The 17,394-nt window shown below is 60.6% G+C and carries 12 protein-coding genes and 1 tRNA gene; 8 read left to right on the top strand and 5 right to left on the bottom strand.

The genetic code is table 11. The features are described 5' to 3' along the window. The first annotated feature begins 762 nt into the window (after positions 1 to 762). The 4 genes from AB7245_RS26045 (at position 763) to AB7245_RS26030 (ending at position 4,937) form a co-directional block, all read left to right on the top strand. Complete coding sequence (locus AB7245_RS26045; RefSeq protein ID WP_014494734.1) at positions 763 to 1,029, top strand: hypothetical protein; 267 nt, start codon at positions 763 to 765, stop codon at positions 1,027 to 1,029. A gap of 445 nt (positions 1,030 to 1,474) precedes the next feature. Further along, positions 1,475 to 1,568, top strand: a tRNA-Ser gene (locus AB7245_RS26040). 543 nt (positions 1,569 to 2,111) lie between these two features. Next, on the top strand, positions 2,112 to 3,677 hold the full coding sequence (locus tag AB7245_RS26035) for a porin (protein WP_439035067.1): 1,566 nt from the start codon (positions 2,112 to 2,114) through the stop codon (positions 3,675 to 3,677). A gap of 492 nt (positions 3,678 to 4,169) precedes the next feature. Beyond that, positions 4,170 to 4,937: a hypothetical protein gene (locus AB7245_RS26030; RefSeq protein ID WP_439035066.1), complete on the top strand. Its 768-nt coding sequence runs from the start codon at positions 4,170 to 4,172 to the stop codon at positions 4,935 to 4,937. 78 nt (positions 4,938 to 5,015) lie between these two features. Here the strand turns inward: AB7245_RS26030 and AB7245_RS26025 are convergent, their stop codons facing one another. After that, the gene (locus AB7245_RS26025) at positions 5,016 to 6,209 is read right to left on the bottom strand and encodes a hypothetical protein (RefSeq protein WP_439035065.1); all 1,194 of its coding nucleotides are present in this window, start codon (positions 6,207 to 6,209) and stop codon (positions 5,016 to 5,018) included. Positions 6,210 to 6,450: 241 nt separating this feature from the next. On the opposite strand from AB7245_RS26025, the gene AB7245_RS26020 reads away from it, so the two are divergent. Continuing rightward, the gene (locus tag AB7245_RS26020; RefSeq protein WP_439035064.1) at positions 6,451 to 6,993 is read left to right on the top strand and encodes a recombinase family protein; all 543 of its coding nucleotides are present in this window, start codon (positions 6,451 to 6,453) and stop codon (positions 6,991 to 6,993) included. A 134-nt stretch (positions 6,994 to 7,127) separates the two neighbouring features. Here AB7245_RS26020 and AB7245_RS26015 read toward each other — a convergent pair whose 3' ends face one another. The 3 genes from AB7245_RS26015 to AB7245_RS26005 form a co-directional block, all read right to left on the bottom strand. Continuing rightward, entirely contained in the window at positions 7,128 to 7,259 is a 132-nt protein-coding gene (locus AB7245_RS26015; RefSeq protein WP_439035063.1) for a hypothetical protein, read from the bottom strand. A gap of 672 nt (positions 7,260 to 7,931) precedes the next feature. Beyond that, a complete protein-coding gene (locus tag AB7245_RS26010; protein ID WP_439035062.1) occupies positions 7,932 to 9,332 on the bottom strand; it encodes a hypothetical protein in 1,401 nt (466 codons plus the stop codon). A gap of 118 nt (positions 9,333 to 9,450) precedes the next feature. Next, positions 9,451 to 11,040, bottom strand: coding sequence for a tyrosine-type recombinase/integrase (locus AB7245_RS26005; RefSeq protein WP_439035061.1), 1,590 nt, complete (start codon positions 11,038 to 11,040; stop codon positions 9,451 to 9,453). A 250-nt stretch (positions 11,041 to 11,290) separates the two neighbouring features. On the opposite strand from AB7245_RS26005, the gene AB7245_RS26000 reads away from it, so the two are divergent. Beyond that, positions 11,291 to 12,862 (top strand): porin, encoded by a 1,572-nt coding sequence (locus tag AB7245_RS26000; RefSeq protein WP_166097085.1) that lies wholly within the window; start codon positions 11,291 to 11,293, stop codon positions 12,860 to 12,862. A 477-nt stretch (positions 12,863 to 13,339) separates the two neighbouring features. On the opposite strand, the gene AB7245_RS25995 is transcribed toward AB7245_RS26000, so the two are convergent. After that, on the bottom strand, positions 13,340 to 15,736 hold the full coding sequence (locus AB7245_RS25995; RefSeq protein WP_439035060.1) for a lytic transglycosylase domain-containing protein: 2,397 nt from the start codon (positions 15,734 to 15,736) through the stop codon (positions 13,340 to 13,342). 280 nt (positions 15,737 to 16,016) lie between these two features. Here AB7245_RS25995 and dapA point away from each other — a divergent pair, with 280 nt between their 5' ends. Both dapA and mscL read left to right on the top strand, forming a co-directional pair. Further along, a complete protein-coding gene (gene dapA, locus AB7245_RS25990) occupies positions 16,017 to 16,907 on the top strand; it encodes a 4-hydroxy-tetrahydrodipicolinate synthase (protein WP_085399882.1) in 891 nt (296 codons plus the stop codon). Between the two features lie 50 nt (positions 16,908 to 16,957). Beyond that, a complete protein-coding gene (gene mscL / locus AB7245_RS25985) occupies positions 16,958 to 17,371 on the top strand; it encodes a large conductance mechanosensitive channel protein MscL (protein WP_063986320.1) in 414 nt (137 codons plus the stop codon). The last annotated feature ends 23 nt before the right edge of the window (positions 17,372 to 17,394 follow it).

The raw sequence follows: 17,394 nt of genomic DNA, 5'->3' as shown, positions 1-17,394 counted from the left end.
CGGCGAGACATCAGGCCAACGGTCGGATCGTTCTCTTTCGCGGGTTCGCTCGCCAAAGTACGGTCCGGCAGAAGAAACAAGTTTTCTTCGTTCGGTGCGGTTCTCCTTCTCAAGGGCTCCGCAATTTCACAAGCGGCCTTCGGGCCAACGTGGAATCTGGTCCTGACGTGTTCGCCGACGCCCTCGTTCTCTTGAGGCCGGGGTATTGCCGGCATTCCCTTTTCCCACATTGCTGATCTGACCGTGACGTGGCCGCGCTGCCTTGGGGCAGGCGAGGGCTGGGGCGAACTGTCGTTTGCCGCGACGTTCGCCGCGCAGGCGCAATGCGAGGCCGGCGCTCCGATTCCTAAAGTCGCGCGCTTCGCGCTGCGCGGCCTGCCGGCCACGGGGTGGCGCCGCCGCGCGAGGCGCCCGTGTGGCCTTGCCAGCGCGCCCCTCCCACAACGCGCCCCTCCCATGAATTGTAACCGCAGGGCGCGCGTCACCGCGCGCGATGGTTATCGTTCTCCCAAAATCCCAGGGTAAACCGAATCTAACGAATCGCAGAAGTGCCTGCAAAGCGGGGACTTCTTGCATTTGTCGCGCGCGCCCCGTGCGGGTGCGTTTACGTCTGCTTCATCGCGATACTTAAACTGCCATTCAAATTTGCCCGCCATCATCGCCTCCAACAAGCCGGCAAACGGCATGGGGATGAGTTGAACAGGTCTTTGGACGGGAGCCGCGCTCGGGGGAACGAGGCGGCAGAAAAAAAGGGGATGCGTTATGTTTCAGGGTACTTTCGATCTGGAGACGGCGACGCCGATCGACGCGAGCGCGCTGTCGGACGTGTTGTTCGAGCGCGGGATCTATTGGGCGAGCGGCCGCTCCGGCCTCGTCGACCTCGTCGCCGCACATAAATGGTTCAACCTCGCCGCGCTGAAGGGCCGCAAGGACGCCGTGGCGCTGCGCCAGGAAGTCGCCGGGCAGATGTCGGACGCCGAGATCTCGGCCGCGCAGCGCGAGGCGAGGGCGTGGGTCTCGGCTCACTGATCCGAGAATCGCATCCACACCCTTGTCTTCACGGGCAGCCCGATTGCGCTCAATCAAGTTCCTTCGTCGAGTCGCCGCATCGACCCGCGCGGCATGACCGAGCCGCCGCCCGACGATTCCGCTCTGGAACCCGGACGGCCGCACAAGACGGGCCTCTTGCCGGGGATATAGAGGTCTTGGGCCTGCCGTCCCGGCGCAGCTCCGGCGTCTGGTTCAATATCTGAGCCGGCGAGGTGGTGCTGAATGCGCCCTGGCAGCGGCGGATCCGGCAATCCCGTGGATGGATGCACACATATATAGAGAGCGCGAATCGGCTGCGCGTGCCGCGCTGATCCATGCGCCAGGCTTTCGCGGTCGTCCGGCGGTCGCTTTCAGGTGAAAGAACGCACAGACCTTGATTCTGCCGCTTGCGGCTCGCCGCCGTGTCGGGCATACCCGGCATATTGGAGACGTGGCCGAGTGGCTGAAGGCGGCGGTTTGCTAAACCGTTATAGGCTTGTAAAGGCCTATCGAGGGTTCGAATCCCTCCGTCTCCGCCAGCCGAGCTGTCCGCTCCGGTCTCAATCATCCCCACCATCGATAAAGAGCCTTCGCAGCGCGCCTTGAGCGTTGCGCGACCATGTCTGCGCCTGGTGGAGAGTCGCGGGAAGACCTGTGTGCCTTCTCCTTGAGTCTCCTTCTGATTCCACGATTCGTGCGCGTCAAAGCCTGTTCAGGCCGGAGTTCCGTCCACAACGCCTCAGGTGGGGAATTTTGACGGCAAACGGAACCGTCCTAGAAAAATAAGCAAAAACAATATGTTGCGAGAGCGCTTCGATCACATCTGCGTGTTATTTGTGCAACACCCTTCGGAAAACAAACGTCATGGGCTCGCTACGGAGCGTTCTCTTGTTGTGTGTGCAAAGACGTTCGGTAATTGTGACTGAGCGACGGAGGGGGGCATCCCGAGGTCGTCCCGTTTTAGGTGGTTCGCTTAAGTCCACCTTCACTACGAGGATGCGTTGATTTCCAACGTTTTTTTCGCGGGTAGTTCAACGGCTTTGTACGAGGAATTGTACGGGGCTTCAACTTGGAGGGTTAACATGAAGTTCAAGGGCCTTTTGCTCGGTTCTGCGGCGGCACTGCTCGCCGTCGGCGGGGCACAAGCGGCTGATCTTCCCGTAAAGGCCAAGGCGGTCGAATACGTGAGGATCTGCTCGCTCTACGGTGCGGGTTTCTACTACATCCCCGGCACTGACACCTGCATCAAGCTGGGTGGTTATCTGCGTGCTGAAGTCGCGATCAACGCTACCGATTTCAACGGTAACTTCAGCAGCGTTAACGGTTCTGCGAACCGTCTGACGAACTACTACGTCACTCGTGCCCGTGAAGACTTCAACGTCGACACGCGCACCGCGACCGAATACGGCGTGGTTCGTACCTTCGCCGACGTGGTGTTCTCGTGGACAACGGATAACTACACGGGCAGCGGCACCGGCGGCACGGTTTACTCGCAGCTCGGTGGCACGGGCGTTGGCGCCCCCAACAATGCCAACGCGGGCGCAATCGCTGGCGGTACGCTCGGTGTATACTACGCTTTCATCCAGTTCGCGGGCTTCACGATGGGTAAAGCTGTTGCCCAGTTCGACGCTCCCTGGACCAACTATCCCGGTAACAACTTCGACGGTCTGACCGGCGGCGGCGGCACGGTCACTGGTGTGAACCAGTTCACCTATACTGCCGACTTCGGTCAGGGCATCACTGCCGCGATTTCGGCGGTGGACCCGACGGCCTACTACCAGAGCAACCTGTACAACACCACCGCCGCTGCCGCCTTTACGGCCGCGAACTTCGGTAACGGTGCTTATGGCCTCAACGCCTTCGGCGGCACGCGGGCTCCTGACATCCAGGGTATGGTCCGTATTGACCAGGCTTGGGGTCTGTTCCAGTTGTCCGCAGCGGCGCATAACAACCACGTCGCATATTTCACCGGGGCGGGTGCGCTCATCGGATCGGAAGCGGCGGGCCATCCTGGCGACAAGTGGGGCTGGGCCGTTCAGGCGGCGTTGTCCATCAAGAACATTCCGACTGGTGCGGGCGACGTGATCAACGTCCAGGCGGTCTACACCGATGGTGCGACCCGCTACAACTTCCAGAGCTTGGCTGCGCAGAACTATGCAATGTTCGGCGGTACCAACCTGGCTGGTGCCTATCAGAGCGTTGGCCTTGCCGTCGCGGCTGATGGCGTGTTCGCCAACGGAACCGGCATCAACACGGTTACGAGCTGGGGTATGCGCGGCGCCTACACCCACAACTGGGATCCTTACTGGAACACCGCAATCTACGGTTCGTACGCTCAGCTGACGTACGGCGCCTCTGGTGCGGCTGCCATTTGCGGTGCTATCGCCAGCTTCGGCGCAGCGACCGCGGGCGTGACTACTTGCAACCCCAACTTCAACATCGGTACGGTCGGCTTGATCACCCGCTGGACCCCGGTGAAGAATTTGACCTTCTCGGCGGACGTGGCTTACACCATGCTCGACCAGAAGTACGCTGGTACGATCACGACGGGAGCCATTGCGTCAGCGGTGGCCAAGCCGGCTGCCACGTACGAGCTGAAGGATCAGAGCACGGTCAGCTTGCTCCTCCGCGCTCAGCGCAACTGGTAAGTTCGGTCTAACGACCTGACCTCCAAGGCCCTCGGTGGGAAACTGCCGAGGGTTTTGTTGTTTCTATCCGCAATCGCGTGGCTTGCACCTGTCGCTTTTTTTGAGGGGTGGGAGGCTGAGCGATCATGGTGCCCATGCCGCCCAAAGGGCACATTGAGGTATTCTGGGGGACTTTTACGTGGCCGTTGCGTCGCTTCAACGTCGGACCGCTCGTATGCGGATGGCCGCGCAGGTCGCTTCGAGCTGCCATTGTATCCAATGGCGCGCGGAGGGACGCTGATTGCTGACGATGGTTAGTGGCGCGCCCGGAACGAGGCGACCGATGCACGGCCTTCACATTGAAATATCAGCACAAATCAGCGTAGCTGCGCGTCTGTTCGTACCGCCCTTTGTGACCACTTGGAAGCATTATCGAACTACGCTGGCGAGGCCCACAAACGCTGTTCTTTTCGTGTGATAACATCCGTCACGAGGGCACGTTCCGGGGGCACAATGAGCTACGAGGTCTTGACCATTATTGTGGTGATAAACGCTATTGCCACGCTTTCGCTATGGCGGTCGGTGGCGAGCAAATCCCACCGAGGCCCTAGGCTAAAGAAGAAGGCAGCCGCCGCGCTCTGGCGCAGCGATCCCATCGTCCCGAAGCACGATCCGCCAAAAGCCGCCGGAGGCGATTTCCCGTCAATGGTTCGCGATGACGACCGGCTCTTCTTTGCTGACTTCATGGAGTTCGCGAACGTCGTAAACCGATGGCTGGCAGATGAGTTCGTCGCCAGCCGCTTTCGCCTGCAAGACTTGCCGGAGGGTTACGTCAGTCTGGGCGTTGATCACTCCGACGGTCCCACGTACGGGCGATGCTTCGCAATTTTCTTCAACCAGACCCGCGTCGGCAGGCTCGAAATTTCACCCCGCTCCAACTACACGGACGCACTCCCCGAAGTGCGCGCGAATGTGGAGATCGATTGGGCGCGCTTCTTGGGCTTCCCCGAACTTGCCGGATTTCTCTCAACCATCGCTTGGTATCTCACCACGGGCGACCCCAACAATGACGACTACAGGAATGCGCAGATGAGCATCAACTCCGCGCTAATGATGACGCTATGGGAAAACTATCGCGTTTCAGAGTTCGACGAAGCGCTTGACCGAACTGACGAATGGGGCGAGTTCAGTTTGGGTTTCAGCGGCACGGCTTCGTGTTATATTCATAGCAGGAACGCCACCGCGCGACGGAGGAGACAGACAGTCTCTGACAAAAACTAACGAGGGACCATGTGTGCGCATAGATACGCCACTTGGAGCCCCCGAAGACAGCACATGCTCCAGAAGACTGCCCCGCCTCTATGCCTGCGTTGCACGCAGCGTTGGAAAGAAAATGGATATGGGGGTCTCAACCGCATCAGGAGCTTCGAGCGCTCGCCTTATGTGGGAGGATATATCCGTTTGATATGTGCAGATGCGCGGCGCGAACGAATAGATATCCGACGTGTCGATGATAACGGTCCTCATCTGGTTGACGTCGAATGGTATCGTGTCGGCCTTCCGAACAATCTGTACGATAGGCAGTCGCATCATGTGGCGAATTGCCAGCTCATAGAAGACGTTTGGATTGTGATAGGACATATCGACAATTACTAGTCGGGCTTTGACCAGAAACTCCATAATCTGCTTCGTGATCATCCCCGGCTTATCTATCTGATCGGCACGCACCAGTGACAACCCAAATGACGCTACGGCTGGTTCGATGAGTGTGCCCATGAACAGGTCGGAGTGCTGGCGGTACTCACTGTCAGCCCCGCCGATAGGACTGATGTAGAAGCAAGTAGCTTCGAATTTGGCGTGGTCTGCTGTGATGATAGCGCCAGCCGCTGGCGGCATTATTGGGGGTGGATTGGATGACAAGGACGTTCCTAGCGTCGTCTGTCCTGCGGGCTGCTGAACAGCATCCACTGCAGCATCTTTCGAGACGAGACGCTCAGCACCGGACAGCATCGCCAACAGGCCAACATATCGCGCATTAAGGATGAATGTTTCAACGGCTTCCGGCGCGGCGTCTTTGCTTTCACCCAGCTCCATAGCCGTATCGATTAGAGCGGTTTTCGCTGGTAAGGACCGGCCCACAAATCGCGCATGGAGCTTCGCGAAAATCTCGATATCCTCTATCGCTAGCTTGATTTTTGCACGTAGCTGATCTCGTGCTGGTATCTGCGGGTCAACAGCACGTACACCGTCTTGCGTCAATTCGAGTGTTTCGCTTGTATAACTGCCTTTGATGAGACCGTACTTGTTCGCGTTGGTCACCAACATGCGGCTCGCGCCGCTGTCTGGCGACTTACCGATATGGTCGAACAGCGAGAGCCTGCGCACGGCTTCACCGCTTCCGAACTCGAACATACTCTTCACAAAATCGATGGCGTCCTCGAATGGAGCGGCCGGGAAGCTGCGAACGGTGCGCTTGCGCCGTGCGACCTCCTTCTCAATCTTGTCGTTTGCGGCTGCGATAGTCTCCGAAGTCGCCCCTGCCTTGCGTGCCATTCCTTGCCCCATATTTGCGGGTTCCCAGATAGCACTCGCGCAAATAGAGACGCAACCGCACTCGCGCCATTGGAGAAAGGTGTTGCATACGCCACAGAGCCTGCCCACGAACCGTCCGTTAGGGTCTACCCTTCCGAGACAGGCGGTTGAGACGCGAAATCTGTCTCAATAGGGTTGACTTCGAGGTTATGAGACGACACTGTCTCGTGGTCCAGAGGCAAACGAGACACCAGAGGCACACATGACCGTCATCGGCTACGCTCGCGTCTCCACCATCGATCAGGAGCTAACCATTCAAGAGACCGCGTTGCGCGCGGCAGGTTGCGACCTGATCCGCTCAGAGAAGCGAACAGGCACCACCACCCACGGCCGTGAGGAGCTGCGCACCGTGCTGGACTTCCTACGCTCCGGTGACGTGCTGATGGTGACACGCATCGACCGTCTCGCGCGCAGCATTGGTGATCTGCAGGACATTGTGCGCGCCGTGAAAGCCCGGGGTGCCTCCCTGCGGGCCACCGAGCAACCGATCGATACGAACACAGCCGCTGGCAAGTGCTTTCTGGATATGCTCGGTGTGTTCGCTGAGTTCGAAACCAACCTTCGCAAGGAGCGGCAGCTTGAGGGCATTGCGGATGCCAAGGCTCGCGGGGTTTACCAAGGTCGCAAGGCCTCTATCGACACCGCCAAAGTGAAGGCGCTCAAGGCTGAAGGCATGGGCGCGTCCGCTATCGCAAAGGCTCTCAAGATTGGCCGCGCGTCGGTCTACCGGGCTCTTCAGGAATGAGGCGGGGCGGCCGATGCTATGCCGTTCCCTCGTCGCAGGCGTCGCGGTCTCATTCGGGGGCATTCTGGCTAGCCGGGCAGGGCGGGTAAGGTCCGTTTCACGGGAGCCGGACGGCAAATGCTGAGTGTCAACAATCAATGCAGCTTCTGACGCAGCTTCCGTAGGATTTCTCGCAGGTCTTCCGCGTATTCCTCGATCATGCGCCGTGCCTCCTCCACCCGCGAAGGCTTGGGCTTGGGCGAAGGCGCATCGTCGGGCCGGTTCATGGTTGGATCGTGAAAGGGGCTGCACGCCGGCCGTTGAGCTAAATCAACAGGTCCGCAGCCGCCAATATGGTAGTAATATCAATTGCTTAGACGATTTACCAGATGGGATCGCGGGGCGCAAACCTTGGAAAAACAGGTAAAAATGAGCCTCCTTTTCACGCAGGGGATCCTTTTTGAATGCGACGCCCACCCCAGCTTCAAAATTCGCCGACTAAAGCGCCAACCGCTTTCAGACTGGCGACTGCAGCATACAAGTCATCCCAAAGGAGCCTCTGGTTTTGAGCCTCTGGCGCCCTACGTGCTTGAGCCTCCCGGGGACCGGAGTTCAGTTGGAGTTCCGCAGGTCCCGGACATGGCCTTAGGGCCACGGAGCTGCCTCCGCTCGGGTGCTAGGGACAGTAGCCCTGACCCTTGAAATCGCACCCAGCGGCGCCGCTGGCTCACCAAAGGGCCCGTTCGGCCTCTCTAGGCTCTCTGCAGACCATTTCTCCGTGTAGATATTAACTATGTGATTTACGTCACACAACGAGGTATGCCGTCGCCTACAAACATTTGTTCCCTGATATGGTAGGTATGTGCGCTGTGGTGACACAGGTCGAGTTGTCATAGTGGATAATCTATATATATATCATACACCTAGATACCTTTGGTATGGGATGAACCCCGTAATACTCAGAACGGCTCAAGCCTACCCACATCGAGCTTGGGCATCACCCCGGTGTGTGCTCGGAATTGTTGCTTGAGGACGTTTTTGGCCACCGCTTCCTTGCTCGCCTGCACAATCAAACTATCGTGGACCGGCATGCTCGGGATGCCCTTGGCCTTCAGCTCCTCCATGGCGCCTATGACAATCTCGCTCTCAACGAACATCAGGTCCGCCCAGTCTCGGACGCGGCCCCTGATTTCTCGACCCCAGCGCTCAAGCAGAGGATGGCGCTGCCAAACTCGCTCCTTGATCAGCCGCATCGGGTAGGCCTTGGGATCGAACGCCGCAGGCGGGATGCCCTTGCGATCCAAGCGGTCCTTGAGGTCCTCTGTCAGGTCCTTGTTCCAGCGGGTCAGCGGCCTACCATTGCCGAACGACACATTGATCCAGAACTTGGCCACCTCCCGGTCAACCTTGGTCGGGCCAAGAATGCCACCATAGGCGTCTGTCTCGGTGTCGAGTTGCTGGTCGCACCAAGCATAGAAAATGCTGAGATAGGACGACGAGATGTCAATCTCGACCACGTCTTCGCCGTCGATCCGCATCTCAAGCCGCGTCTCCTCGCCTAGGTGTTGGTAGCACGCGGTGTTCAGTGGGTAGGAATACAGGCGACCGCCTTTATTCCATCCGAAAGTTTGTAAATTGGTTGCTTGGTGGAATTTCCGCACCCAGCCGAGGTGTTTGATCACCGGGTGTGTGAGGGAGTGTCCGGCGAAGAACGCGTTCAGTTCAGCCATCTGCGTCCGGAGCCGCTGCACCTTTTCGGTGTTCGGTGTCTTGTGCGATGGCGAGGTGAGCTGCACCAGCTCCGATGGCATTACCTCCTCGAAATGGAAATGTTGCCGCACCGTTGCTGGCGTGATGCCGTGGGCCTCGCAGGTAGACAGGAGGGACGGTGTTGCCCTGAAGCGCGACAGCTTGCCATGCGAGGGGCCGGGGTTACCGAACCCGTAAGCACCCGGGTAACCAGGCTGGTGGTCCACTAGGCCCGCCTCGGTCAACGCTTGGCGGACGCCGTTGAACATATGCCACGTGATGTATTGGCCGGTGTAATCGTCCTTCTTCAGCGAACACCGTAGCCAGCCCTCACTGAAGCCTCTTTCAACTGCGTCCAGCAGATCGGCAATGAACGCGGCCATAGCGTTTGTGTAGTCTCTTTTCGTCTTCTTCCGTGCGTATGCCTTGCCCTTTGTGGTGTTCGGTCTCGGATAGCGTGTGGCTAGCTCACTTGCGAGCACATGAGCCTGTACGCTTGCCAATGTTGCGCGCAAGGTCGCCAAGGGCGCCCTATGCAGCACCTTCGCTTCCTCACGTGAAATGCTTGGTGACTGTTCATTAGTTTCCAGTGTTTCAGCTTGGTCAGTCACTTGCGGGTTCCTCTTGCGTAGTTTTGAAATCGGAGGAGCTCAATCGGCGCGAAAGGTGCCCAAGGCGCGGCGCCGCTATGCGTCCTGCAGCGGCTTTGACTTCTGCTCGGCAAGGGCGTCAATCCAGCCTGTATCGCGGGAACTTCTTGAGAGCTTCGGCAAGGTCCTCCGGGAGCGGTTTTGTGTATGCGCGCCCAGTTGATGCCGGTGAATGTCCTGTGATCGCATCGCTGTAAAGCTCTTCAATGCCAACGCGTGCTGCCATCGCCTTGAACGTATGTCGCCATGCGTGATTGGGGCTTATCTCACGGTCGGCAATGCCGAGCGAGCGGACCCAAGTGCCAACCTGAGACCGCATGCGCTCAGCGGGGGTGTGCCGAGGTCCACCCTCGACCTCTCCCTTTGGCGTAGGGTAAAAGAGCGGTCGGCCTTCGGCTCGCTCGACGAAATCGAGAAACCCTTGTGCTATGAGGTGCTCATGAAGCGGCACTGTCCGCGCCTTACGCGTTTTGATCTTACCTGCGGACGGTGTCAGCCTAGCGAAGTGCGATCCATTGCGCTGTTGAATGTCGGCCGCTCGTAGCTGCGTAATCTCGCCAGCTCGGGCACCACTATACGCGCAAACCCAAGGCACCCACCGAAACGCGCGCTCTCGGTACGACTTTGTGTCGTCGCATTTCAGGGCTGCTGCCAAGATAGTCTTAATCTCGTTTTCATCGAAGGCTTTCGTTTCCCGTTCGATGTTCCTTCGAGGGACGCTGATGCGCACCTCGGGAAATGGATTGTTATCGATCATCCTCTCTTGGACGGCCCAGCCAAAGACGGTCTTCAGCGCGGTGCGCCATGCAGCTGCAACGGTGCTGGCCGATCGGTCCTCGTTGACAAGCCCCTTCATCCACGCCCGGGCATTTTCGAAGCTGATGTTCCTGACATCCGGGAAATGTTGATCAGCTTCCTTGAACACGGCGGTCCAACGATAGACCGTTCCTTCCGCAGGTTGGACAGCTTTTGCCCAAGACTGGAACAGCTCCATCGCCTTCACCGGGGTGCTGCCCGTCGCTTCCTCAAACCGAGGGAACACCTGCTGATGGGCGTCTGGGGAGTAGTCACCACGCGCCATCGCTTCTAAACGCTGAAACGCTGGCAAGAGGTTGTCGCTGACTGCGTCGAGAAAGAGATTGGTCGCATCTGGGGTCAAGCTGAGCCCCTGTTCCAGAAGGAAAGCAGCTGTTCGCGCTTCAATAGCAATTGCGGGGCGAACCTCATCCCTGACGTCCGGGTGTACCTGCCAATCCCACCGGGGATCATCCCTCGGGCGCTCCTCGTATTCTTCCGTCGCATGTGGGCGGATCACGTTCCAGACCAAGGTATCGGCCAAGGCTCTCCAATGAGCTGGGGTGCAAAGGTCTTTTTCATGTTGCGCGATGAACCAAGCATACCAGCGACCAGAGAGCGCATAAGCGTTCTGTCGGGTAAGAGGTTGTGGCCCGTTCTTCTTCGCAGCTCTTAGGCTTCCGATGCGGGTCTCGATGTCGGCCAGCCATTCTCCATAGCGGGCTCGGGCTTCATGGGGTGAAGCTCCTCCGTTCAAACGGAACTTCTCTTCCCAAGCGTTGCCGTACTTAGCCGCGTAGGCGTCTCGGATGTCCTTGGGGATCGCCTTCCGGGCAGTGTAGGTCCCAGTCGAAGTCTTGCTCAGTCCAGCCATTAGCAGCGCCATTTTGTACGAAGCCTTGTAGTTACAGGCATCCAAATAGCGTTGGCAATCAGTAAGTTACTGATTTCTTTGGCTCTGGCTCACCGAACAGCCGGATCGCTTAAGTCCCTCGCGTTCAGCGGGTGTGTCCGAAGGCGCGAAGCGACTAAGCGGTGAGTTAAGGGACAAGGGAACCAACCTTAGGGTGTCGTCACCCAGCGGATCCGGAACCTTCCCTATAGAGCAAACTTGGAGGTTTAACATGAAGTTGGTTAAGAGCCTTTTGCTCGGTTCAGCGGCAGGTCTGATTGCCGTTGGCGGAGCACAGGCAGCCGATCTCCCCGTGAAGGCCAAAGCGGTCGAATACGTGAAGATCTGCTCCCTGTACGGTGCCGGATTCTACTACATCCCGGGCACTGACACCTGCATCAAGCTGGGTGGTTACCTGCGTGCTGAAGTCGCGATCAACGCTACCGATTTCAACGGTAACTTCAGCAGTGTTAACGGTTCTGCGAACCGTCTGACGAACTACTACGTCACTCGCGCCCGTGAAGACTTCAACGTCGACACGCGCACCGCGACCGAATACGGCGTGGTTCGTACCTTCGCCGACGTGGTGTTCTCGTGGACGACGGATAACTACTCGGGCAACGGCACCGGCAACGGCTCCACCGTTTACTCGCAGCTCGGCAGCACGGGCGTTGGCGGACCCAACAATGCCACCTCAGGCGCAATCGCCGGCGGTACGCTCGGCGTGTACTACGCCTTCATCCAGTTCGCGGGCTTCACGATGGGTAAAGCTGTTGCCCAGTTCGACGCTCCCTGGACCAACTATCCGGGTAACAACTTCGACGGTCTGACTGGCGGCGGCGGCACGGTCACTGGTGTGAACCAGTTCACCTATACTGCCGACTTCGGTCAGGGCATCACTGCCGCGATTTCGGCGGTGGATCCGACGGCCTACTATCAGAGCAACCTGTACAACACCAGCGCCGGCGTTTCGGTCGCGAATTTTGGTACCGGCGGCTACGGCATCAATGCCTTCGGCGGCACGCGGGCTCCTGACATCCAGGGTATGGTCCGTATTGACCAGGCTTGGGGTCTGTTCCAGTTGTCCGCAGCGGCGCACAACAACCACGTAGCGTACTACGCGACTCCGGGGCTTGTCGGAACCGAAGCGGCCGGTCATCCGGGCGACAAGTGGGGCTGGGCTGTCCAGGCGGCGTTGTCCATCAAGAACATTCCGACTGGTGCGGGCGACGTGATCAACGTCCAGGCGGTCTACACCGATGGTGCGACCCGCTACAACTTCCAGAGCTTGGCTTCGCAGAACTATGCAATGTTCGGCGGTACCAACCTGGCTGGTGCCTATCAGAGCATTGGCCTTGCCGGTGCGGCTGACGGTGTGTTCGCCAACGGAACCGGTATCAACACGGTTACGAGCTGGGGTATGCGCGGCGCCTACACCCACAACTGGGATCCGTACTGGAACACCGCGATCTACGGTTCGTACGCTCAGCTGACGTACAGCAACGGTGGTGCGACTCTCATTTGCAACCAACTCGCTACGTTGGGTGCCGCCACTGCGGGTATCACCTCTTGCAACCCGAACTTCAACCTCGGCACGATCGGTCTGATCACCCGCTGGACGCCGGTGAAGAACCTGACCTTCTCGGCGGACGTGGCTTACACCATGCTCGACCAGAAGTTCGCGGGCACGATCAGCACGCTCGCTGCTGGCCCTGCGGCAGTTGTCGCAAAGCCGGGTGCTGTGTACGAGCTGAAGGATCAGAACACGGTCAGCTTGCTGCTCCGCGCTCAGCGCAACTGGTAAGTTTGGTCTAACGACCTGACAGAGAGCCCCGGCGGGAAACCGCCGGGGCTTTTCTTTTGGCGGCATGGCTGTTCTAACGCCGCGGAATGCTGGCGGAGGGCTGGCGTTGCTCCCATGCTCCATCGTCCGTGACGATCTGGACGAGGCTGTTACGGAGGAGGGGCCTCTGCGCTGCGGGCATCTGCGCGCAATGTTTGCAACGGGCCGCCTGCCGTTGACCGGCATGGCCTTGCAAGCGCCCCACCGTCCTGACGCTGCAGCAGGCGGCGATCGACGCCTTCATGTTCGAGGACGTGGAACGGCGAGCTTGCCGATCGGACTACGACCAGGGAGCGCTCAGGGCTCAGCGTCGAGCAAGGGTCGCCTGAAGATCGCGCGCGAGCTTCAGCTCTTCTTCAGCGGCTCACATCCGGACGACCGACGGCGCTCGCCGCCGACGCTCTCGGCGGTCAATCGGGAGCGCACAGGAGGATGGCTCTATTCCACGCTGCCGGTGCCGCGGCGCAGGTCAGCCTCGATCTGCAACCGTGTGCCGCCGCCGAAGCGGGCGCGGTAGACCTGAAGATTCTCCATGATCCGCTGCACGTAGTTGCGCGTCTCGGAGAACGGAATCAGCTCGACCCAGTCGACCGCGTCGACCTTGGGATCGCGCGGGTCGCCGTAGCGGTCGACCCATTTCTTCACGCTGCCGCGGCCGGCATTGTAGGCGGCAAAGGTCATGATGTAGGAGCCGCGGTAGTCCTCGAGCAGTCCGCCGAGCTCGGCTGAGCCGAGCGTGGCGTTGTAGACCGAATCGTTCTTCAGCCGCCCCAGATCGTAGGTCGCGCCGTGCCGCTTGCAGACGTAACGCGCGGCGTCCGGCGTCACCTGCATCAGGCCGTAAGCCTGCGCCGGCGAGACCACGGAGGGGTTGAACGCGCTTTCCTGCCGCGCGATCGCATAGACGATGCTGCGCTCGACCTCGGGGCCGATCGGCGTGAACTGCGGAATGCCGTTGACGGGATAGGCGTAGAAGTCGAAGGGGAGGCCGCGGTTGAGCGCAGCCTTGCCGAGCAGCAGCATGCCGCGCGCGTCGCTGTAGCGCTGGGTGAGCTCGCCAAGGCCGGCAAGCGCCTCGGGATCGCCGTTCTCGCCCATGTCGGCGAGAACAGGTATCGCCATCTCCCGTTCGTCGAGCTCGTAGAGCAGGTGCGCGGCGCGCACGATCTCCAGCCGTTCGGCGCCACGGCCGCGCGGCTGGCTGTTGAGCTCGATCTGCGGCAGGCCGAGCTTTGCGCGCGCGAGCTGGCCGTAATAGCTGGTGGATTGCTCGGCCGCCCGCGCGTAGGCGTTGCGCGCCTCCTGCTGGCGGCCCGCCGCTTCGGCCGCGCGGCCCTGCCAATAGCCGGCGCGCGCCAGCGTGGTCGGATTGACGCTGCCGACGCCGATGCGGGCGAAATGCTGGGTGGCGGCGGCGGGGTCGTTGAGGAAGCGCAGCGCGATCCAGCCGGCGGTGAACTCCTGCTCGGTCTTGTAGATGTCGCGCGAGGGCAGGGCCGCGTCGCGCGCGATCAGATAGGCGCTGCGGAATTCCTCGGTGTCGATCATCTTGCGCGCCAGCAGGCGCCGCTCGATCCACCATTCATCGAGATTGTAGAGCCGGTTCGGATCCTTCGGCGCCGACAGCATCAGCTGGGCGGCTTCGGCAAACTTCTCCTCGCGGCGCAGGAGCTGGATCTTGCTGAAGATGAAGCCGGGATCGTTGTGCAGCTCGCGCGGCACGGCGTCGAGCAGCGCGCGCGCATTCGGCGCCTTCTTGACGGAGGCGATGCGGGCCTTGGCCAGCGCGACATAGCCGGCGCCGAGGCGTTTTGCGGCGCGGAGCGCGGCTTCGTTCTCGCTGCCGTAGAGCAAGGTGTCCATCCGCGCCTTCTGGTCGCCCGGCGTCAGCAGGGCGCCGAACTGGTCGAGCGCGTTGTTCTCGGTCTCCTCCGACATCGGATCACTGCGCCAGGCCTCGCGCACCAGCCGCTCGGCATTGGCGCGGTCGCCCCGCGCCAGCATCGCCTTGGCGAGCGTGAAGCGGCCCTTGGCGGACACAGGCGATTCATTCTCGAACCACGACCACGCGACCGAATCGTCGCGCCTGTCGTCCCACATCGCGGCCTCCAGGCGCCGGCGCAGGAAGGTCTGCGACGGCCAGCTCGGATTGGCGGAGAGGAAGGCGCGATAGCGTTCCACGGTCGCGCCATTGTCCTCGCTGCGCAGGATGATCCATTCGGCGAGCTTTCGTGCGACGGGATCCGAGATCGAGGAAGCGTAATTGGTGGCGTCGGCCGCCTTGCGCTTGCGCACGAGCTCGATGACGTTCTCGAGCGTGTCCTTGTCGGCTTGCGACGTCGAGGAGGTCGCAGCGACCGCGGCCGGCGTGACTGGCTTGCGCGGCGTGGCGTGCTGGCGGGTCGCCGGCGCAAGCAGAGGAGCTGCGACGGGTTTGGCGACAGGCGCCGGGGCGGCAGGCCTGACGGTAGCCGTCACGGCCGGCGCGGGTGCGGTCTTGGGGGGCGAGCCATTGGCGGCCGGCTGTGATTTTGGCGCGGCGGCTGCGGGCTTGGGCTTGTCCTTGGCGGGTTCCTTGCCGGCGCTCTTGCCTGCATCCTTGGCGGCGTCCTTGCCAGCATCCTTGCCGGGTTTCTTCGCGGCATCCTTGGCCGGGGCGCCAGCCGCTCCCTTGCTCGCGCCCTTCGGTGTTTCCTTGCCGGTTCCCTTCGTTGTTTCTTTGGCTGATCCCTTCGCGGCGTCCTTGGCCGCCGGCTTCGCGGTGTCCTTGGCGCCGTCCGCGGTTGTCTCATTGGACTTGGCCAGGGCGGCGCAGCCGACCGACAGCCCGGCCATGAGGCACACGGCCAGACCGGTGGATCGCCATGCGGAACGAGGAAAGGAGGTCACGGCGTTTGGTCGCCCCGAATCAGTCAGTTGGCTCAAGACCTAGCTGTATTCGCTTGAATATGCGGACAAAATACCAACAGCTGCTTACCTTTGCCCAGTTTGCACCACCACCGCGGCAAAATCGCGGCCTAAACGGTGCGTCACACGGAAGCGGGTCTTTTACCGGCGGGATAGACCCGATATGAATGCAGCTTGCTCAAGAGATAGCCGCGTACGGAGGAAGTCCATGGCAGCCAAGACGAAATTCCGGGGATCGTTCACCGCCTTGGTTACGCCGTTCAAGAACGGCTCGCTGGACGAGGCGGCGTTCCGCTCGCTGGTCAACTGGCAGATCTCGGAAGGCACCAACGGCCTGGTCCCGGTCGGCACCACCGGCGAGAGCCCGACACTCAGCCATGACGAGCACAAGAAGGTCGTCGAATGGTGCATCGCTGAAGCCAAGGGGCGCGTACCCGTGGTCGCGGGTGCCGGCTCCAATTCGACGAAAGAGGCGATCGAGCTCGCGCAGCACGCCGAGAAGGCCGGCGCGGACGCCGTGCTGGTTGTGACGCCCTATTACAACAAGCCGACCCAGGAAGGGATGTACCAGCACTTCAAGGCGATCAATGATGCGATCGGCATCCCGATCATCATCTACAACATTCCGCCGCGCTCGGTGATCGACATGTCGGTCGAGACCATGAAGCGGCTGTGGGAGCTGAAGAACATCGCCGGCGTCAAGGACGCCACCGCCAGCATGGTCCGCGTCTCGCAGCAGCGCGCGGCGATGGGCGAGGATTTCAACCAGCTCTCTGGCGAGGACGCGACCATCCTCGGCTACATGGCGCATGGCGGCCATGGCTGCATCTCGGTGACCTCGAACGTCGCGCCGCGCCTGTGCTCGGAATTCCAGGCCGCCTGGGCGAAGGGCGATACCAAGGCGGCGCTCGCAATCCACGACAAGCTGATGCCGCTGCACAACAACCTCTTCATCGAGAGCAATCCGGCGCCGATCAAGTACGCGATGTCGCTGCTCGGCAAGCTGGACGAGACGCTGCGCCTGCCGATGGTTCCGGTCACCGAGCCGACGCGCGTTGCCGTGCGCAGCGCGATGGTTCATGCTGGGCTGATCAACTGATTTAGCCAACCGGAGAGCCGTTCATGAGCGTCGACGAGAAGGGCAGGAAGATGCTCACGGAGTTCCGCGAGTTCGCCATGAAAGGCAACGTCGTCGACCTCGCCGTCGGCGTCATCATTGGTGCGGCCTTCGGCGCCATCGTCACGTCGCTGGTCGGTGACGTCATCATGCCGATCATCGGCGCCGCGACCGGCGGCCTCGACTTCTCGAACTACTTCGCCCCCTTGTCGAAGGCGGTGACCGCCACCAACTTAGCGGATGCGAAAAAGCAAGGTGCAGTACTTGCTTACGGCAGCTTCCTGACGCTGACGATCAACTTCATCATCGTCGCCTTCGTGTTGTTCCTGGTGATCCGCGCCATGAACACGCTGAAGCGCAAGGAGGAGGCGGCGCCTGCGGCTCCGGCAAAACCGTCGGCCGAGGTCGAACTGCTGACCGAGATCCGCGATCTCCTCAAGAAGTGACGCGCGCGCTTCATCCAAACTGT

The sequence above is a fragment of the Bradyrhizobium sp. 604_D8_N2_3 genome, from assembly GCF_051810765.1.
GTDB classification, from domain to species: Bacteria; Pseudomonadota; Alphaproteobacteria; order Rhizobiales; family Xanthobacteraceae; genus Bradyrhizobium; species Bradyrhizobium barranii.
This window is presented reverse-complemented; position numbering and strand designations above follow the sequence as displayed.